Origin of the sequence: Psychrobacter sp. T6-6 (assembly GCF_052258185.1) — a bacterium.
In the GTDB taxonomy this organism is placed as follows: domain Bacteria; phylum Pseudomonadota; class Gammaproteobacteria; order Pseudomonadales; family Moraxellaceae; genus Psychrobacter.
Map to the genome: position 1 here is coordinate 1 of NZ_JBQQEX010000011.1, position 21,078 is coordinate 21,078.

12 protein-coding genes are annotated in these 21,078 nt (G+C 44.7%); 2 read left to right on the forward strand and 10 right to left on the reverse strand.

From position 1 onward, the window contains the following. The first annotated feature begins 123 nt into the window (after positions 1–123). The gene (locus ACTXGL_RS12610) at positions 124–8,883 is read left to right on the forward strand and encodes a Calx-beta domain-containing protein (RefSeq protein ID WP_443527093.1); all 8,760 of its coding nucleotides are present in this window, start codon (positions 124–126) and stop codon (positions 8,881–8,883) included. Positions 8,884–9,030: 147 nt separating this feature from the next. On the opposite strand, the gene ACTXGL_RS12615 is transcribed toward ACTXGL_RS12610, so the two are convergent. The 10 genes from ACTXGL_RS12615 to ACTXGL_RS12660 all read right to left on the reverse strand — a co-directional run bounded on the left by ACTXGL_RS12615 (position 9,031) and on the right by ACTXGL_RS12660 (position 20,198). Beyond that, positions 9,031–9,711 (reverse strand): c-type cytochrome, encoded by a 681-nt coding sequence (locus ACTXGL_RS12615; RefSeq protein ID WP_443527094.1) that lies wholly within the window; start codon positions 9,709–9,711, stop codon positions 9,031–9,033. Between the two features lie 72 nt (positions 9,712–9,783). Beyond that, positions 9,784–11,397, reverse strand: coding sequence for a flavin monoamine oxidase family protein (locus ACTXGL_RS12620; RefSeq protein ID WP_443527095.1), 1,614 nt, complete (start codon positions 11,395–11,397; stop codon positions 9,784–9,786). Between the two features lie 94 nt (positions 11,398–11,491). Continuing rightward, a complete protein-coding gene (locus tag ACTXGL_RS12625) occupies positions 11,492–12,928 on the reverse strand; it encodes a c-type cytochrome (protein ID WP_443527096.1) in 1,437 nt (478 codons plus the stop codon). A 111-nt stretch (positions 12,929–13,039) separates the two neighbouring features. Beyond that, entirely contained in the window at positions 13,040–13,651 is a 612-nt protein-coding gene (locus tag ACTXGL_RS12630) for a YceI family protein (RefSeq protein WP_443527097.1), read from the reverse strand. A gap of 181 nt (positions 13,652–13,832) precedes the next feature. After that, positions 13,833–14,558, reverse strand: a complete 726-nt coding sequence (locus ACTXGL_RS12635) for a PAP2 family lipid A phosphatase (RefSeq protein ID WP_443527098.1) — start codon at positions 14,556–14,558, stop codon at positions 13,833–13,835. Positions 14,559–14,769: 211 nt separating this feature from the next. Then, complete coding sequence (locus ACTXGL_RS12640; protein WP_443527141.1) at positions 14,770–15,231, reverse strand: diacylglycerol kinase; 462 nt, start codon at positions 15,229–15,231, stop codon at positions 14,770–14,772. A 223-nt stretch (positions 15,232–15,454) separates the two neighbouring features. Continuing rightward, positions 15,455–16,816, reverse strand: a complete 1,362-nt coding sequence (locus ACTXGL_RS12645) for a sensor histidine kinase (RefSeq protein ID WP_443527099.1) — start codon at positions 16,814–16,816, stop codon at positions 15,455–15,457. Positions 16,817–16,910: 94 nt separating this feature from the next. Continuing rightward, positions 16,911–17,591: a response regulator transcription factor gene (locus ACTXGL_RS12650; RefSeq protein ID WP_443527100.1), complete on the reverse strand. Its 681-nt coding sequence runs from the start codon at positions 17,589–17,591 to the stop codon at positions 16,911–16,913. 55 nt (positions 17,592–17,646) lie between these two features. Next, a complete protein-coding gene (locus tag ACTXGL_RS12655) occupies positions 17,647–19,335 on the reverse strand; it encodes a phosphoethanolamine transferase (protein WP_443527101.1) in 1,689 nt (562 codons plus the stop codon). A 173-nt stretch (positions 19,336–19,508) separates the two neighbouring features. Beyond that, positions 19,509–20,198: a Crp/Fnr family transcriptional regulator gene (locus ACTXGL_RS12660; RefSeq protein WP_443527102.1), complete on the reverse strand. Its 690-nt coding sequence runs from the start codon at positions 20,196–20,198 to the stop codon at positions 19,509–19,511. 85 nt (positions 20,199–20,283) lie between these two features. Here ACTXGL_RS12660 and ACTXGL_RS12665 point away from each other — a divergent pair, with 85 nt between their 5' ends. After that, entirely contained in the window at positions 20,284–21,075 is a 792-nt protein-coding gene (locus ACTXGL_RS12665) for a class II aldolase/adducin family protein (RefSeq protein ID WP_443527103.1), read from the forward strand. Positions 21,076–21,078 lie beyond the last annotated feature (3 nt).

Genomic DNA, 21,078 nt, shown 5'->3' on the forward strand with positions numbered 1-21,078 from the left:
GCCACTGATGTCGCCACCATCTTCGATGAAAATGCAGCAGACGGCACCGTCAACGAGGGCGACAAACCGAGCGTTAGCATTGCTGCCACTGACGCGCAATCGATTGAAGGGGTAGACAATGTCTTGAGCTTTACGGTTGAGCAAGACAGTGAAAGTAATTTTGACACTACAGTGCAAGTGACAGTTGATCCAAGTAGTGACGTAGAAGCGGCAGATATTGCTTCGATTATCTATATCAATGCGACTGGTGATCAAGTGGTTATTACCGATGCTACGGTCATAGCAGAAGTTTTAGATGGTAGTACTATACTTGAGCTCAAAGTTCCTGCAGGAAGCCAAACAGCACCTGCTATTATTGTCACTACTAATAATGATGATATCTTTGAGAGCAGTGAGCAGCTCAGCTTTGTGGTCACTAGTGCTGATAATGCAGACATTGATAGTGCTGTTGCGACTGGCACTATTTTAGACGAAGATGCGGTAGACGGTACACCTCAAGCAGGTGATAAGCCGACTGCAATTGTCACTAGAGACAGTGTGGTTGAGGGGAATACTCTTGAGTTCACCGTTGATTTGAGCAACCTATCTGAGTCTGATACAACAGTAGCGCTGACGTTAGCGAATGGTACAGCGGTACTTGGCACGGACACGAATACGCCTGTCGAAGTAAGCCTAGATGGTGGTAGCACCTTTAGCACAGTCACTGTTGCTGTAGATGGCACTTTTAGTGTCGATGTTCCAGCTAACAGCACGAATGGCATAATCGTACGTGTGCCTACTGTGGATGACAATATTGATGAGCCGAATGAAACCATTACGCTTACGGCAAGTGCAACTGATCAGGTCACGCCAAGCACAGCAACTGGTACCATCATTGACAACGATGCTGCGCCTATTATTTCAATTGATGGTGCGATCGCCGTTAATGAAGCTGCTGGTACGGTCACTTATACCGTTAGCTTAACCAACCCGTCATCAACCGCTGTGACTGTTGACTATGCGACGAGCAATGGAACGGCCACTGCTGGGACTGATTATGGTGCGAACTCAGGGACATTAACTTTTGCAGCAGGGGAGGTAACCAAAACAGTTACGGTTGCTATTACTGACGACACCCTGTTTGAAAATTCTGAGAACTATACTATCGCTTTATCTAATCCATCACTCAATGCCAGTATTGATAGCACGCAAGCAAGTGTTACCACCGCCATTACTGACAATGATATAGCGCCAACCGTCACTATTGAAGATACAGATGCAGCCACAACACCACAAGATAACAGCGTGGTTGAAGGCACAGGTAACAATGTGACTGGCGCTATCGATATCACTAACCCGCAAAGTGTCGCAGCGCTGACTATCAACAGTGTCGATGTGACCACAGCCACCGCTGCTAATCCTGTGATTATAAATGGTAGCGAAGGCCAACTGGTTATTACGAATTACAACTCGGCCACAGGCTCGCTCACTTATGCATATACCGAAGATGGCAGTGCTGAAATGCACAACACCGCTGGTGACAATGTATTAGACCAGTTTACTGTCAATCTCACCAATAGTGCAGGTGGGACTTCATCTGACACGTTAGATATTCGTATCATTGATACCGCGCCTACTGCCAATCCAGATACTAATAGTCTTACTGAAGAAATAGACAAAGTAACAGGTAACGTGCTCACGGCTACAGGTGCCGCTGCAACAGATGTCGCCGACAGTTTAGGGGCAGACGCAACACTTGTCACGGCGATAGAATCAGTTACATCTACCACGGTGACGGGTACAGTAGGTGGAAGTACACAAGGTGACTATGGTGTGCTTTCGCTCAATGCAGATGGCAGTTACAGTTACGATCTTGATAACGATGCAGTACAATATCTTGCTGTCGATGATGAACCTTTAACCGAAACCTTCAACTACACCATCACAGATGCTGATGGTGATACCAGTACGACCACTTTGACTGTGACTATCAATGGTACTAACGATAGACCTGTCATCACTAACGTTGCGAACGGTAACAACATCATCGAAACTGCTGCAGCAATAACCGAGCAGGCTGATGGTACTGCTATCATTCGAACGGGTACCCTTAGCTTTGCGGATACTGATGACAGTGATGAGCCGACGATTAGTGAAATCGCGGCAGAAAACATCTATGTCTATGACTCAAACAACACAACCTTTACCAATGCCAATCCATTAACAGATGTTCAAAAAGCAGCCTTATCAAGTATATTTGAAGCAGATAATAATGCAGGCAGTTTTGAAGAGGGTAGCTGGAGTATTAACGCTGAGGCGGACGTCATTGATTTCCTTCCTGAAGGGGAAACCATCACCATTCGTTATGCCGTACAAGTCAATGATAATGAAGGTATCACCAATGCTGTTAATGGTAACGAAATCAGTACCAGCGAGATTCGCTACATTGAAGTGACCATTACAGGTACTGATGATAGTATCGCGCTTGTAGATGATACTGATAGTACCGATGAAGATACAGTATTATCAGTGGCGGCTGCCAATGGTATTTTTGCAAACGATACTGCAGATGCTGATGCCAATACAGAGCTAACTGTCGATAGTTATACCGTTGCTGGTATGATGGGGACATTCAACGTAGGTGATGCTACTAGCGTCACTATAGACGGCTCTATCATTGGTGAGCTGACAATAAACACTGATGGCAGCTATACCTTTGATCCTGCTGAAAACTTTAGTGGCACCGTACCAGTGGTCACTATTGCTGTCAATAATGGTCCTAATGCCGCAACTCCAGAAAGCGGGACAGAGACACTGACGATCACCGTCAATCCAGTATCAGATGCACCAGATATTGGTGATGATATTGCATTATCAACTGACGAAGATAACACTACCGCTAGCTTAGGTTTGCAAGCACCTGTTATTAGTGATGATGCGGATTTAGATGGCATAGGGAATGCTACTGACAACCCTGAACGTATTGGCTTGATTACCTTAGCGGATATACCAGATGGTGCAATCCTAAACTACGGGGGTAATACTTATGCATCAACTGGTGCTGACATCACCATACTATTGAGTGATTATTTGACTAATGACCAAATAATCAATAATGCAGGCACACCAACCATCGCCATGACCAGTGCTGAATTTGAAGCGATGACACTAACGCCACCTGCCGACGATGCCACCGATATCTCTTTTGAGATGTCAGTGACCGAATATGAAGTGGATGAAAATGGCGATATTGCACAAGTAAATGGTTCTGATGTTGATGGTGCAGAGAGTACCATTACTATTGATATTGAAGTCCAAGCTGTGACGGATACTGAAGATAATAATGCTGCGAATAATAACCCTAATGATGATAATAGTATTGACTATAGTACCTTTGGCTATGACCAGAATGAAGTGACGGGAGATACCTTAACGGTCACTGTAAATGAAGGCGAATCTGTTGATTTACCAATCACCACCAATTTTGGTGACTTAGTGGGTAGAGGTGGAAGTCTAGAGACCTATGGTTTCGTAATTAGCGGATTACAGCCAGATGCTGTTGTCTCATTTATACCTGCTGGTAGTAGTAGGGTGACCGAGTATACTGTTGATACCAACGGTCAGGTATTGATTGGTGTTAATGCTGCCGCACCGACATCTACTAGTTTGAGAGTCAATGGTGGCTCAGAGCCGCAAATTAGCATCACATCAGCTGAATATAACTCACAAGATATGAGTAATATTACCGTGTCGTTATTTACCCAAGACCACGATACTGACTCATCTCCAAGAAATAAAACGGTTGAGCTAATCGATACTGTTAACGTTAATCTGACCGTGGCACCTGTTGCTGGTCAAGTAGTAGCGAATGATGTTAGTACAACTGAAGACACATCCTTCACACTTGATGAGTTTAATTTTGCAGTACTTGATGACCAAGACGGCAGCTCAGCTGTTGCCGAAATCATCACTGCAATTCGGTTTATTTTGCCGGAAGGTTGGACATATAACGATGGTACCACCGATACAGTAGGCGCGAGTGGCGGTACGGTGATTGTTATTACCGACACCTCTGACTTGGGTAGCTTGTCGCTTACGCCACCTGCGCAGTCTTCAACAGATACTGATATCGACTTTGAAGTAACCAGTGCAGATTTGGATGATGATGGAGATGTAGCCGTTGCTATCAGTGAAACAACCACATTAACCCAAACGATTAACATCACGCCTGTAGCCGAAGTTGTGGGTAGTGATATTGATGGTGATGGTACGCCTGACTTAACCATTAATCCAGACTACACTTACACCGCTGTAGCGCAAGAAGACGCTGCATTTGACCTTGGTGTTGACGGTACATTCAGATTACTCGATAACTGGTCAAACCAAGATGATACGGTTGATTTTGGAGAAGAAAGCCATACTACTGCCCTCAATGATTCTGAGCAGACTTATGCTCATCTGACGTTTGGTAGTAGAGACAATGGTGTGTTTACTGCCATCGAAGGCGCCGTATTTACCTATAACAACGGTAGTAATACCTTGTCGCTTACAGATAATGGGACGGGTGTCGATATCCCAGCCGCTTATCTGAATACGGTTACTGTGACCCCACCGCAAGACTATAGCGATTATACAGTCACTTCGGTATCGGCTACTGCTGAGACAGCAGTCAAAGTAGAAGCTGTGACTATCGACTATGATGAAGATACAGATACTAGTGTCGAGCCAGTAACGAGTGGTGAGAGTTACTTAACTTTCACAGTTGCAGGTGTTGCTGACCAAGTTACGCTAGGAGTCGATCCTGCCACAGGTTTAGAGGATCAGGCAATTAGCGGTGGTAATAATCGTGATGGGTCATCAGTTGCAGTTGTTGTTCCTACCGATGGTATTCCTTTGAACATCCGCCCAAGCTCACGTGACGATGATGGATCAGAATCTTATGACGTCACTATTACAGACATTCCGCTAGGCGCTCAGTTATATGCCGATAACGATGGAACACTGACGCTGTTGGATACTACTGGGGGCTCAGTAACCATAGCTAATTACACCAATACAGTGAGCGATTTATACTTTGTACCAGCTGAAAACTATAGCGGCAAAGCCAATCTCCAAGTATCAGCAGTCAGTAGAGAGAGCGATGGAAACATCAGTGCTTCTAGCGCAACATTGAACTTGCCTATTAGTGTCGTTGGCCTAGCAGATCTTATTGTAAATGACAACCTAGCAACTGAGACTGCAACGATAGTGGATATCAATGAGCAGTCTGTCACCAAAGATTATACGTATGTTGGTATCGAAGGCGCTGGCAATGACAGCATATCGTTGTCAGCGTTCTTTGCTGATACTGCCAATATTGCCGCTTATGATACTGGTAGTCCAGCAGCAGAGCAGGTCACTTACAAGGTGACAGGCGTGCCTATAGGATTTGGCATCACGGGAGCAGTGTTCTTAGGCGGTAGTGAAAGTGAAGGTACTCGTAGCTGGTCTGTATCTTTAGACGCTCTCAAAGACGGCTCAGCAAAACTGACAACGCCTGAAAACTTTGCTGGTGATATCGAGCTGACCATTACAGGAACGACGACGGAAGTGGTGTCTGGCAATAGTACGACTCATGACGCTAAAGTTGTCTCTGTATTAATTACGCCTGATGCTGCTGATGGGGTAGTCAACAACCCGCAAGTGTTAGCGGTTGAAGATGAGTGGACGACTGTCGATTTCCTTGCGTCATTTGTGAGTGACGATACAGTGGTGCCAAGCAATAGCGATATTGGATATGAGTCACTTGAGACCATAACAATCAAAGCTGACGACTTGATAATTCGGGACTTATCACTACGTGTCGATGGTGTCGAAGTGCCTCTGAATGAAAATGAAACGTATTCATATGGTCCCAATCAAACGATTGAGATTAGGTACGATGAGACCAAGCGCCATAGCGATGACAATGTCACATTGCCGTTTGAGTACACTTATACAGATACCGCATCACTCGCGGACGACGCTACGATTAGCAGTCAATCATTAACAGGAACGGCTAATGTAAACGTGACGTTCCAAGCAGTGACTGACATGCCAACAATAAGCGTAGATGTGACAGACAACAGCATCAATAATAATGGTACAGATGATACGGCATCAGCGATTATCGCCATATCCTCACCTGACCAAGATGGGACTGAGTCTTTTACTCGTTTAGAGGTTCGCGACGTCCCTGATGGTATTGTTGTACAAGGCGGTATCTTAGCGGGCACTACCTGGTATGTCGACGTACCAGATACGGCCATTACAGACTCAGCGCCAGAATATACACTGGTATTGGCTCGCAACCCAAACACTAACGATATTCCTGCAGACAGCTTTAATGTCACTGTAGTAGGTGTCACACAGGATATCAATGGCGAGGGTATCGATGGTAGTGAAGCGACGGTTGTAGGTATATTCCCTATTACCTTAACAAGAGATGGAAATGGCGGTAATCCTGCCCCCGTTGATTTGATTGATACGCTCAATGTCACTCCTACGCCTCAGTCAGAAGATTCTGCTATTTTATTGTCTAGTTTAGTAAATGCTGAGTTGAGCGATACAAATGTAGTTAGTGCTTATAGCTTCTTACTAACCGACCTACCTGAAGGGACAGTGTTGAGTAGTAGTAATCCAGACGTAAGTGTGCAGCAAGTCGCAGGTCAGTGGATTATCAGCGTTGAAGATAGCGAGGAGCTAACACCTAATCAAGCGCTAGGTAATGTTGTTTTGACACCACCTGAAAACTTTAGTACCAATGAGGCTAATGTTGGTCAAGAGCTCAGTTTTAATGTTGAATTCACTGCGCTGAACGACCAAGGTTTAGAAGATAATTTGAGAATCGATGACGTTAATGTAGAGATAACACCAGTCACTGATCCTTTCGACAACGATGGTCAGACCACAGCATTGGCCGTTAATGAGGATACTCCTATCGCCATCAATATAAACTTAACCAATAGTGCGGATGGAGACTATGTTTCTCTGGTTGATGGTAGGCTTTATCTACAACTCGATGAGAGTGGTTTGACCGATGTTAATGGTGGTGCTGGTGTGCTGACTGATAGTAGTAACAACCCTCTAGTACCTATCACGTTGGCCGATGGTGAAGTGGGCGATATTCCTGCTGGTACTTACTACGTCGTTGATGTTGCAGATACAGACAGTGATATCGATGGTATCAACCCTGCTGACACGATCACGGTCAATTATACCCCTGCCGAAAATGAAGATGGCACGGCAGTAGTGAATGTATACGCAGCACAAAATGAAGTCGATGAGATCAGTGGTGATGATAGCGTGACATTGACATATCAGCACAGTTACGATATCGCAGTTGCTGCACAACCAGATGCATTGGCTATTTTGGATAGAGATGATGATGATTTAATGGTTACTGCAACGGGGGATGAGGATACACTCATAGCCATACCTTATCAGATCAATCCAGTAGATGAAGGAGACGATGCAGCAGCGATCACTTTAGACGATGTGCCTAATGGTTATCTGGTGTATTACATCAACACCTCAGGAGACACAGTTCTAGCCAGTAACAATGGCATCTCAGGTGGTAACAACAATAACTCATGGTCAATCAATGCCAGTCAGCTAAATAACATTAATCGTGGTGAAGTAGGTGAGATGGATAATATCTTTATTCAAGCGCCTGAGAATGTCAGTGGCACGGTTTCAGGTATTGAAGTCAGCGTCATCAGTGACAGTGGTTTGGCCAGTACCCCGCTTGTAGTGACCTTAGATGTGACACCTGTGGCCGATGAAATCGTATTCAATCCATCTACCTTAGTTGGTTTCCAAGGTAAGTGGACGACGCTCAACTTAAATGCTGCAATGGAAGATATTGACGGCAGTGAAACCGTTAATATCATTGTGACTGGTGACAATCTATATGGCGATGTACTACAGGTAACAACCAGAGATGGCGCGCCATTGAACGTAACGTGGAATGCCAGTATACAAACCTACGTTATCGAAGGAGTACCTTATGAAAGTATTAACAATTTGCGTGTACAATCGGCGACATCTTATGTTGGTCCTTTAACCATTACATTAGAAACAGTTGAAACGGGCAATGGGGATACTTTTGTCACAGACCCAGGTACCATTAATATCGATGTAGCGCCTACTTTAGTATTCAATGGCACCCCTGACGATGATGCTTTAATTTCAGTAAACCAGACGTCTGCGCTTAAATATACTGGTGGCGCAGGCGATGATTTGTTTGTCGGTGGTAGTGGAAACGATATTTTTAATGGTGATGCTGGCAATGATACTTTAACTGGCAATGCCGGTAACGATACCATTAACGGTGGCATCGGTAATGATACTATCAGTGGTGGCGCAGGTAACGATGTCCTGAATGGCGATGCTGGTAACGACATAATTAATGGCGGCATTGGCAATGATACAATTAACGGCGGTGCAGGCGCAGATACGATTGATGCCGGAGCGGGTAATGATACGATAGTGTTTGACGCTGATGACCTACTCATCAATGGTGGTGATGACGACGACACTTTGCTCATTAACGTAGCAGGAACGACAATCGACTTCGGTACTTTTGATTCAACTAAGTTTGAGAGTATTGAAACCATTAATCTGATAGGTAATGGCGCTCAAGCGCTTACCAATCTATCCACCAATGATGTGCTTGATATTATCAATGATACGGTACTTACTAACAAAGATTTGATTATCAATGGTGATAGTTCTGATAGCGTATCGTTGACCGATGAATGGACGGATACAAATACTACTGTGTCGCAGGATGGTATTAGCTACGATGTTTATAGCTTCTCGGATACCAATGGAACGCACGATCTGTTGATTCAGACTGATATTACGACCAATATTATTATATAGGTCTATTCAACTAGTACGGGGTTTGACTTTTATCTTCTACAAAACGCCATTGGATCAAATCCAGTGGCGTTTTTTTGAGTGTTGTCTACGAAATAGCATACTTTAATAACTGGCTAGCCCTCCTTACTCAGTTGCTTGTTCAGTTGCTTACTCACTCGGGTCCGATCCTGGTGGAAAGTCATGGCGTAATTGTGCGACATTATCCGTTGTGACCGTATCCGTGAAGTTATTGAGATCGCTATGCACGTATTGTGTGACGGCAGCTATTTGCGCATCATTCATCATGCTGTGAAACGACGGCATACCGCGCAGGCCGTTAATGATTACGCTAATAATATAGTACTTTGATTCCATCTTACTGTTATTGGTCAGTGGCGGATAGTAACCAGCGCCTTGCGCGCCGTCACCTTTTTGCATATGACAACCTGCACAAGAGTCGTCATAGAGTTTCTTACCGTTGGTTGTAGCAAATCCCGTTTTACCTTGTGTGCTGCCTTCAAACTTGGCGAGCCACTGCTGCATGCTGGCATCATCGCTCATTTTGGGTATCGAGCGCACATCGACGATATTACTAGTGGGTTCAGCCAACTCACTTTTGGACATGTATACGCCGCCCCATGCGCCTTGATTGCGACTGGCCTGATTGTCAAAACTGCTGTTAGATATCACAGGCGTCGTCTGTGGATTGGCGATAGTGGCTACATCTTGTGTTCTATTCTGACTACAGCCTGACAATGTTAGCAACGCGATCGACCCGCCAACTATGAGCTTTATTACGGCCTTGCCTGAGCTAGACGATTTTGTCGGGTTTGCTGTCATTATATTCATGATTGTCCCTAATGTGCCTAGTCTCATTGTTATCATCCTTAATTCAGCGCCAGACTGGTTATACAAAGTAGTTTAGCCAAGTTTCTTGGCCTTTTGATGCAAGCGTTTGGCGGCATCCATACCAGATAATATCGCGCCTTCTTGCCACGCAGGAATGTGCGAACAATGCTCACCTGCCAGTACGATGCGGTGATCAATCTCGCAGAGGGTCTCGTAATACTGCTCACGACTCGACTCGCTCCAGATACCATAACAGCCAAGCGACCAAGGGATACGGTGCCATGCGACGGATGTGCCCGAGCGGAACTCCTTGGTATATTGCGGATGAATCTGTTTGCCATAGGCGAGCGCCGCGTTGATACGCTCTTTGGGCGTCAAGGAGTTAAACTTATACGAAGTCTCGCCAAATCCATAAGCGCCAAGCAACACACCTGAGCCTGTGCTAAACATATCTTGTGAAGGGTAGGAGATTTGGGTAATCGGCAGATCAGTATAAGTGATGCCACCATAGATCCATTCATCTTCTTCCCAAAAGCGCCGTTTGAATTCTAAACCGACTTTATACGAGCTGTCATAAGGGACAGCTGCCATGGCTTGCTTCATGGGTGCGGCCACATTGATGTCAATTTGAGTCAGTATGGACAACGGAATCGTACAAATGCACCAATCTGCTCGCACGGTTTTGGCAGCACTATTAGGGCTATCGCTATCGCTATCGCTATCGACATATTCGACGCTGACGCCCGTCTCGTCTTGATTGATTTTGGTGACTTTGGCATTAAAAGTAATCATATCTCGGCACTCACGCGTAAACGCATCACCGATTTTCCCCATACCGCCGACAGGCTGAAACATCGTTGGTTGATGCACATGGACAGTATAGTTGCTATAAATGTCTGACCACATGCCTGAGTCTATTAGCTTGTCCATTGGTATCGGCGTTGATGGCTTGGCATCAGGCATCAATCCACCGCCCGGATACACACTATAGCCGCGATGCTTGCCCGTTTCATGGCTTTTGACATAGCGATAATTGTTATCCAGAACACCCCAACCCTTTAGACCTTCGAGTAGTTTTTCTTTGTCCTCTTTATCAACCGTACTGTCAAGACTGCCTTTATTGACGGCTTTGGATAATAACTCGGATACATAACCACGGATATCGTTTTGCACTTCACCCAAGCGCTGCGGTGCACCATTGAAGTGATTGGTACGATGTAGATAAGCACGATCATTGGTTTGGATAAAGGGTTGCAATGCGACGCCAAACTTTTTGCAGTAATGAAAGACCGCGTAGTGATGGATGGGCAATCGCCATGGCCCACCATTAAAGTAATTGCCTTTTTTAAAGTCGCACGTGACCTCAGCGCCGCCCAGCTCTGTATATTTATCACCGCTATTGAGCGTCCAACTACGTCCGCCGCCACGGTTTTGATACTCAAGCACAGTGACTTTGTAGCCTGCTTTACGTAGCTCATAAGCGGCAGTCAGTCCGCCCAATCCTGCACCCAAAATAACGATACTGGTACCAGCTGGTGCGCCTTTCAGATTCATCTCTTCTTTAAAGCTCGACTCGGATGCAAACCCCAACGTGGTCATCGCTTGATACATCGCGGTCGCGCCTGCGGTCTTGCCGATCATCGAGAGTAGTTGTCGCCGTGTGGGAGATTGGAGCAGGTCATTCATGGGTTTATCCTTATCGTGCTGGTCTTTGCCATATGATAAAGGGCAAAGATTAGAGCACATTTTTTATAGTTGTTTCTAATGCCAATTCTTAGGGCTAGCTTTTTGCTTTTATCACGCGTGTGACGTCGGCGGCGCTAACATCGCTGTTGGGTAAACCACCAAAGGTGACGCGCACATAGTTAGTGATGCTCGCAATCTGTGCAGGGCTCAAATCTTTTGAAAAGCCCGGCATTTTCGGTGCAGTGTTAAATGCCCCTTTTGCCCCAAAGGCAATCACGCCAACGAGCGCATCAGGTTTTACGCGGCGAATGCTACTGAGACCAACGATAGAGGCATAGCGCGCATCAGGCTGAGCGTAACCATCGACGCCGTGACAGCTGGCACAATGTGCTAAATATAAGTCTTTTGGTGAGCTGCTGTTCAGACCGCTCTTGTTGGCGCTGTTAGCATTAGCATGACTGACAGTATTCGTTTTAGCCTGCGCCAGATAGTCTTTTTGCTCCAGCAAGTCATAAGTAATGGAGTCGCTGACTGGCTGCGGTAGGCGAGACACATTGACTGGTATGAGATAGTCATCGGTCTTAAGGGCTGGGACGACTTTTAGATAAGATGCCATCGCGATCAGATCTTCATCAGTGAGATAGCGCGTGCTATGTGCCACGGCTTCCGCCATCGGTCCGCCCGCATAAGCGCGCTTATCAAGCGTTCCTGTACGCAGGTAAGTCACGATATCCATTTCGCTCCAGCGCCCAATACCAGTGTCGTTGTCAGGGGTGATATTTGGTGCAAACCATTTACCAAGGGGTGCGCCGGATAAGTAGCGGTCTTTATCAAGGCCTTGGGTTAGATTGCGCGGCGTATGACAGGTGCCGCAATGCTCTAAATTATTGACCAGATATTCACCGCGTTGCTGGGTTTGCGTGAGTCCTGCGCGGTTTTCGGTAGAGGGAACGTTGATGACATTCCATGCCAGCATCAAGCTACGGATATTTAATGGAAAAGGCAGGTATGTGGTTTTTTCAGGGGGCTTGTCTACCACAGGGACGGTCTGAAAATAAGCAAATAAGGCACTGATATCATCATCTGTCATGCCATGATAGGACGGATAGGGCATCGCAGGATAGATCTGATGATTTGGCGCACGTCCTTTGCGCAAGGCCTTTTTAAAATCAGCCTCGGTATAATTGCCAATACCATAGCGCATCGATGGTGTGATATTGGTCGAATAGATATTACCAATCGGCGTCTCAATCGGTACACCGCCACTATAGTCTTCACGGTGACAAGCCATACAGTCAGCGCTGCGTGCCACATAAGCGCCGCGGTTGGCAAGAGGACTATTGGCTGGACTGACATTACTGACATTTGGCAGGGTTATTCTGCTAGGCAAAGTGTCCATTGGCAGGCTGACCGTCTCTGCCATTGCAGCGGTAGCAAGTACGCTCAGCCCTGATGTTAACGCCACTACTGCAGAAAATGACGCAACTGGCATAGCTCTACAAAGCGTCTTTATAATATCCTTATAACTCATCTATATTCCCTTCTAGCAAAATGCCTGATAGTTACTAGTCATCTCTATTAAAATTGAGCAAAGCAATAAAAGCCGATACTTTCAAAAGGGACTGTCGTAGCATTAAAACGGCTACTGTCTGGCCGCTTCCACTTTGATGTTTAACTGTAGATTTTTAGTCAGTCCAAACCATGCAAATTTGTTTATATCCCACTTTGTGCGATCAATCATCGCGGTAAAGTTACCACCGCAAATTTCCTGTTTGAAACCAACACTTGTGCCACATTCAAACTTGGTGGCCGTCAGGCTAATAGGATGCGTCTCACCATGCAATGTAAGATAGCCATCTACTCGTGTTACCTGTGGTTTCTTAGCCTTATTAAAGTACCATTTTGTTGATTTAAAGCGCGCTGAAGGATGCATTTTTGCATCAAAGAAATCAGGGCCTATTAAGCTTTTATTAAAAGAGGTATTGCCCGTATTTAGAGAGTCTATCGGTATGATTAATGAGATGTCGCCAGCTCTTAAATCTGGATCATATTGTAGTTGACCGCTAATATTATAAAATCCGCCAGCGGTGGCAGAGTTTTTGAAACGTTCAATGGCAAACTTTATGTGCGTACTGGTGGGATTAATAGAGTAAGTAGCGGCATGACTGTCACTTATAGTACTGACAAGAAGTAATGGCACAATCGATAAATAGTAGACATACTGGGTTTTTTGTTCAATGCATAAGAAGTGCATGGCTACATTCCTTTGTGGGTAATATATAAAGCATGTCATCAAAAAGCACTATCCATAGTGCTAAACAGTGACCAACCAATTGCTCTTCATTATTTATACAGTATTTTTAGATGATGAGTCATATTATTTTGATAAATATATAGAGGTTATATCCGCTTATACTTAAAGCCAAAGATTTATTTTAGTTGTTCGGTATTTCGAGAGTAGACAGACGTCTATCAGTATGTTTGCTATTGCTACCTTTGGCGCTACTGACGCTATTGATGATAGTGTCTCTAAACAATAGAGTAGCGAGCGCACAGGCTATGGTCAGCGATAGCAGCATCGAGACTAAGGTATGACTAAAGAAATGGTCGCCAAAGAGCATCTTATACAGTCCCATCGTCCAACCTAGTCCCGTCACTATCGTAAATATACGGTCACGGTATGTGTATAACGATGGTAAAAACGCCAATCCATATAAAGAAAAACCTGCGCTGGCGTGAGCCGCTGGGAAACATCTGGCAGGAGTCGCAGCCACGATGTTTTGCCACAGGTTAAGGTAGGGCAGATCACCGTTAAATGATACCAAGTCGTTTGGACAGCTCACATGGGTAAAGCCTTTGAGCGTGGCAATGGTAGCCGGTACAATTACCATTATAATCAGTAAGTAGCCAATCTCCCGAACGGGTAGCGGTAGCAGAAATCTATCGAACTTATGGCGATACTGCGAGGCAAGGTCGGGCAAAGGCTGTCTATACTTAATGATTAGCACTACTATGAGGTAGACTGCCAGTAGAATTAATAGAGCTTTGGGTAAATCATAAAAGATAAAAGCATAAGGCTGCGCGCCCTTTTCTAGTAGCCAGTGTCCATTGTTATAAAATAGCTCACTGATGCGTAGGTCCAACTGGCTATGTTCAAACATTATTGTAGCAATGATGGTTACGCACATTAATTTTAGCCAGAGCCAGGCTGTTGAGTGGTCTTCTACAGTCATAGATACCTCTGTAACGTATGTCAGATAATGATAGATTGCAGCATGACTATTTAATGATGTTTCGTCTGGTTATTGATGTCTCATGTGGCATAGGTTTTGCGATCTACAGTGCTGCTATCTAGGTATTTATCATGCTTTATTAACATAAGACTGATAATGCCATTGTCCATAAAGCAGTTAAAAGACACAGCGACAAGAACTGCGCCGCCGAGCCGACATCTTTTGCTATCTTGGCAAGTGGGTGTTTGGCTGTCGATGTATGGTCGACGCACGCTTCGATACCCGTGTTTAGCAGCTCAACAATCAAAGATAAAAAAGAAGCAACTACCAGCATCATTTTTATACCAATTGAAAAAGGCACAATAATGACAGCAGTAAATAGGGCAATATTGAGCCACACGACTTGTCTAAAAGCCGCCTCAAATTTGTAAGCTGCTTTAAAGCCGTCTATTGAATAGCCAGCAGCTTTTACAATGCGATAAAAGCCCGTTTTGCCTTTTGCGCTCTCTGCAAAGCTATTAGGCGTGAGCGCACTGTGATGTGCTACCTGCTTGATAGAGCAATGCTCGGCTGGCTTGTTTTCAAGATTAATAGGAGTAATTTTATTCATATAGAATTCTTAATGATCTATTAATATCAAGGTGCACTCTCGGCTTTGCACGACCAAAAAAAACAGTCAGGTAAAGTCGATATAGCTTGAGTATAAGACGAGAGAGATTAAGAAAGTGTTAAGAGACTACAAAGAGGCTGGGATACGTGGTAATGAACATTAAATAGAGAAGAGCGTATTTTTTAGATGAGGCTTTTTGGCGCTATAACATGTGCTACTTGTAATAAATACTAAAAGTGCTACCGCCTGAATGATTGGCTTGATGGGTTAGCTGCCAGCCCATATGAGACATGATGCGTTGTACAATGCTTAGTCCCAAACCTGAGCCTTCAACCTTGTGATTGATATCATGCTTCGGTGACAAGGCTGTGCCTTTACCCTCGTCTTGATAGTCATGAGTCAATCGCTCAAATCGCTCGTAGAGTAGAGGCATCATCGCCTCAGGAATACCAAGACCCGTATCAGTGACCATAATTTTTTCGTCATCGATAGTGATGATGACTTCGCCATCATCGGTATACTGAAACGCATTTTTTATCAAATTACCCAATGCCATTTTTAATAGCTCAGGACGCACATAGGCACTATATTCTTGCTCAGCGATTACCTGACACGTGACAGTCTTGTAGCGTAGCAAATAGGTCAATCGCTGCACCTCGGCTAAGACAATGCTATTGATGGATGTTTGCGGTGCATCAAGCTTTTCAGGCGCGCGCGAGAGTAATAGCAAGGCTGTGATAGTCTCAGAAGTCTCATGCGCGGTATCACCAATACGATTGGTAAACTCGGTTAGATGGCTGTCTGTTGGGAGTTGCGACGCTAGCACCTCAGAGGCACCCATAATGATGGTCAAAGGCGTGCGCAGCTCGTGACTGACATCCCCTGTAAACAGTTGCTCGCGTTCTAGATATTGCTCGAGTTTTTGGTTTTTTTCATCGATCGCTCGCGCCAACACCCCGACTTCAGAAGGCAAGTGTGTGAGTTCCGTTAAGTTTTTATGATCGCTCTCAACCGCTTGTTTTAGATCGAGTAGGGGCTTGATGATCTGTTTGGAGGACAGATGAGAGAATATAGCTGCGATAAGTAAACTCAGTATTACGGCCACTTTGAGCGTGTCCGCAAAAATATCTTCTAAGTTTTCAAAGATTTCTAACACAGGGTAGTGACTCATCACTATCTCAACCCCTTCTATGTAGGTCAAAATATATGCTTGATCGCCTTGCTCATACGCAAAAAAGTGTAGATGGGTGCGCTTCTGCTCAGTGCCTTTGTTAACAGTGCTTTTATTAAGAGTAACGTCAGTTTCTTGCACGGTGTCATTCGCAGAGGCTTGCAGACTGACTGGTGCATAATCATAGCGGTAAATTTTAATGCCTGGGTCAGCCGTATAAATAGGCTGATCGCCATGTTTTTCTTGACTCATCTCCAGCTGTTGCAATAGACGTGCTTTGACCAATTCTCGCTCTATTCTGCTTTCTGCATACAAAAAAATGCTGACAAAAGCGCTGCATAGTAGTAAGGCAAATATAAAATAAGAGAAGCGAAACTTATTGGCGATTGAGTGTATGTTGAGCATAGAGGCACTTATATAGTAAAGCGGTATAGTAACGATAGGGGGTAAGGGTTTGTGGCACAAGATATATCTTCAATGAGCACGAGCGCTTTCGAAGTTAAGTGGGATCTATCACCTGATAACCTACACCAGGCAGGGTGATAATCATAGGTTTATCGAATGGTTTATCGACCTGCGCTCGCACGCTATGCATATGGGTGCGTAGCGCATCACTACTTGGGATGTCTTGCCCCCATACTTTTTCTTCAATCTCGTATTTGCTGACGACTCTCGGTGCGGCACTCATTAGGATATGCAGTATTTTAAATCCAGTTGGTGTGAGCCTAATGGATTTTCCTTCGCGTATAATAGTATGCTCGCTGTTATTCAATGATAGCGCACCCACGGCGATACTGTGTACAAAATGATCATCCTCATGACGACGTATGAGCGCTTTTATACGACATTCTAGCTCAATCAACGAAAAAGGCTTGACCAAATAATCATCAGCACCGCTATCAAATCCTGCTACTTTATCTAAAAGCGTATCGCGCGCAGTGAGCATCAGCACTGGTGTCTTATCGTGCAATTCTTCTCTGAGCTTTTTGCATAATTGCGTGCCATTCATACCTGGTAGCATCACATCGAGCAATATCACGTCATAATGATTGCTTGAGGCGAGTGTGAGCCCACTATAGCCGTGATGTGCGTTGTCCAGCTCAAAGCCTTTGGGCTCAAAAAACGCATAAATGTTGGCGACAATATCGGGATTGTCTTCAATAACGAGTATCTTATACATAATGCTGACCTAAGAAATAGTGGTTGCTTAAAGGATAACGCAATATAAAAACAGGTTAGTGATGCACGTTAAAAAAGGTTGGTGCACCTTTGACCTCATTGGTTGTAATGCCAAAAAAGCTCAGCAACGTCGGCGTAATAAAATCATGTGATACCGGCTGACTGCTCATACTAGAGAGACTATCTGCATCGATGTTATTACTGTCCGGTGACCAAATTACCGCAGGAACATGTTTTTGGGTATCTGGTGCAAATGTATAAGGCAGACCATGCAAGTAAATATTATTTTCACCCAAACTTTCTCCATGGTCACTCATATAGACCATGACGACATCATAATCTTGTTCATAAGGTTTTAAGGTATCAATCACGTTATTCAAGAAATAATCAGTGTAGCGAATGGCGTTATCATAGCCATTTATTACAGACTGGGCATCACATTTCGACAGCTCATTGGTCATACAGACAGGTCTATAGGTTTCAAATTCTTTAGGATAACGCTGGTAATAAGCAGGGCCATGATTGCCCATTTGGTGCAACAAAATAAGCGTGTCTTTAGGCATCTCTTTCTGTGAGCTGCCTGACTTAACCAGTGTATCAAAACTATCAAGCATACCAATATCTCGGCATTCAATATCACAATTTGGATTGGTATCAGCCGTCTTGTAGTCCTCAAAAGTCACACGATCAGCCACACCTTTAGAGCTAGAGTTATTGTCTCGCCACACGACATTGATCCCTTGCTTGCTGAGTGTATCGAGTACGTTTTCGTTATACTTAGCGGTATCTACGTCGTAGTTTTCTCGATTGGTATAACTGAACATACAGGGTACGGAATAGGCGGTCGATGTGCCGCAAGAGACCGCGTTTTTAAAACTATAAAGGTTTGATTGCTTTGAGAGCAGCGGCGTGGTGTTGCGTGTATAGCCATTTAAACCAAAGTGATCCGCTCGAGCAGTTTCGCCAACCACAAACACCATCAGTTTGGGTTTTGCAATGCTGTTGTCAGGGGTTAACCGCCTTGCATCTGTCGCATGCAGCGTGAAAGTATCAGGACGGCGCAGCTCTTTAATATAGTTTTCGCCAAGTTTTAACATTGAGTAAATAGGCGTAATCGGGTTGGCATAAGAGCGCACTTCTTTATGCTGACGAAAGAAGCTGGCGTACTGATCACCAAAGGGTAAGAGACAAGCGGCGATGACTGCGATAGATAATATCAGCGTAACTGTTTTTTGTAGAATGCTGAGTTGCCAGGTAAAGCGCTTTAAGCGAATTTTGCTAATAATAAACGCTGGCAACACCCCCAATATCAGCACTCGAATCACCAGACTGGGTGTGAACAATCCCATCGCTTCTGCTTGATCGGTCTCCATGCTATTGATTAGCATATTGGTGTCAAATATCGTTCCGTAAGCATCAGTAAAATAACCACAGATGGCGGCAGTAATCAGCAGCGTTATCAACACTGGCTTGGCAATCTGGCGATAGCAAAGCAGCTGTAATACCAGCCACATCAGTCCAAATAGCACACCCGTAATAGACAGTATAAAACCTATGTTTTTGCTAAATGGATAGACATTTAGCACCTGCTCGAAAAATCCAGTATTAGCAGTCGCGACCAAATACAAGGCAGTGGTAATCAGAAGATAACTGAGATTGACTTCACGATGATATAGCTGACTTAGGAAATGGGTTTTTCCACAAGCTGTGGGCGTATTTATTTTGACGGCTTGAGGTATTGACATACAAGAACTTCTCAACAAAATGGTAGGAAACGTCATTCCTTACCATACCAAACGGGCTGTTAAGAAGGTGTTAAGGTGGTATCTCTGATACTTATGCCAATAGAAGAGAGGTTGAATGGTTCGTTTAGACGTGTGTTAAGACGTTCACTGATAGATGCTATAGCATACTCAAATTATTCTGGGTTCATCATAGCCATTAGCTGGGGCTTGTTCTTTATGGTAATAAAGCCATAGTGCATATTGATGATGGTCTGTTTTTGCCACGATTGAATGATTTTATTGATGGTTTGTCGGGTGGTACCGAGCATGAAGCCAAGCTCCTCTTGCGACAAGCGTAGATCTATTTTTATATCAGCGCCTACCTGCTTGCCATAAGTGCCAATCAGCCCGATGAGCATACTAGCTAGTCTTGCGGATGTATTTAGCGAGGTCGCATTATCAATCCAGTCAAAGGCTCTACGTATCCGCCCGCAGGTAATGAGCGCGAGATGCTTGTATAAAATTGGGTGCTGCTCAGCGGTGTGGATCACTGACTTTCTAGGGATGGACAGTAAAGTAACCTTGTTTGTAGTCCACGCATCATGGGTACGAGGGTTGTCATCTATGATAGATATCTCACCAAACCAATCGCCACTAGACAGATGGGTAAGGGTCATGGCGTTTCCGCTAGCGCTTACATTACAGACCCTGATCGTCCCTCCTAGAACTAAGTGTAAGGCCGCATCATCATTATCACCAACCGCATGAATCATCTGGTTTTTTTGATACGTTTTGAGCACAGCGCTATGTGCCAGTTGTGTCTGGATTTCGGCTGACAAGTGAGTAAACCAAGGGTCATTATCTAGATGATGAGTGATATTCATAAGTGTAATGTTTTTGACAGATTTGGGGTTACAAAATAGTGTAGAGTGATGTTTCAGGATATCTACAATTGTAAAGGACTATACAATGCAAACAGCTATGGACACCACCACACAAACGCATTCAACCTCGAGTGTACACCAAAACATGAGCGAGCAAGAGTGGGAGATGCGCGTCAATCTTGCAGCTTGTTATCGCATCATTGCCTCTTATGGCTGGGATGATTTGGTATTCACGCATATCTCAGCCCGCGTTCCGGGTACTGAAGACGAATTCTTGATCAATCCGTACGGAATGTTATTTGAAGAGATTACCGCTTCTAGCCTAGTCAAAGTAAACAAAGCTGGCGAAAAATTAGCGCCATCAGAATTCGATGTCAATCCAGCAGGGTTTATCATCCATAGTGCGGTGCACGAAGCTCGTGACGATGCCCACTGCGTGATTCATTTGCACACAAACGACGGTGTTGCCGTATCTGCACAAGAGCAAGGCTTATTACCCATCTCCCAACAATCGCTATTTCCTTTGTCTAATCTAGCGTACCACGGCTACGAAGGCGTCGCGCTCAACCCAGAAGAAAAAGTTCGTTTGGTCGCTGATTTAGGTGACGCTCACTTTATGATTTTACGTAATCATGGTCTGCTGACGTGTGCCGATACCGTGGCCAATGCGTTTTTGTATATGTATATCATGCAACGCGCTTGCGAGATTCAGATAAAAGCGCAGAGCGGGGGCGGTGCATTGACACCGATACCAGCTCAAATATTGGCAGGTATTCAAGCGGCATCCGAGGAAGTCACGAGAGGCGCAAATGGTGATATCGCATGGCCTGCACTGTTAAGAAAACTACGTCGCACTGACCCATCATTTGAGGAGTAAGCC

Excerpts from the sequence above, each read along its gene's own strand:
- ACTXGL_RS12615 (WP_443527094.1), bottom strand. The coding sequence starts at position 9,711 with ATGAATATAATGACAGCAAACCCGACAAAATCGTCTAGCTCAGGCAAG.
- ACTXGL_RS12620 (WP_443527095.1), bottom strand. The coding sequence starts at position 11,397 with ATGAATGACCTGCTCCAATCTCCCACACGGCGACAACTACTCTCGATG.
- ACTXGL_RS12625 (WP_443527096.1), bottom strand. The coding sequence starts at position 12,928 with ATGAGTTATAAGGATATTATAAAGACGCTTTGTAGAGCTATGCCAGTT.
- ACTXGL_RS12630 (WP_443527097.1), bottom strand. The coding sequence starts at position 13,651 with ATGCACTTCTTATGCATTGAACAAAAAACCCAGTATGTCTACTATTTA.
- ACTXGL_RS12635 (WP_443527098.1), bottom strand. The coding sequence starts at position 14,558 with ATGTTTGAACATAGCCAGTTGGACCTACGCATCAGTGAGCTATTTTAT.
- ACTXGL_RS12645 (WP_443527099.1), bottom strand. The coding sequence starts at position 16,816 with ATGCTCAACATACACTCAATCGCCAATAAGTTTCGCTTCTCTTATTTT.
- ACTXGL_RS12650 (WP_443527100.1), bottom strand. The coding sequence starts at position 17,591 with ATGTATAAGATACTCGTTATTGAAGACAATCCCGATATTGTCGCCAAC.
- ACTXGL_RS12655 (WP_443527101.1), bottom strand. The coding sequence starts at position 19,335 with ATGTCAATACCTCAAGCCGTCAAAATAAATACGCCCACAGCTTGTGGA.
- ACTXGL_RS12660 (WP_443527102.1), bottom strand. The coding sequence starts at position 20,198 with ATGAATATCACTCATCATCTAGATAATGACCCTTGGTTTACTCACTTG.
- ACTXGL_RS12665 (WP_443527103.1), top strand. The coding sequence starts at position 20,284 with ATGCAAACAGCTATGGACACCACCACACAAACGCATTCAACCTCGAGT.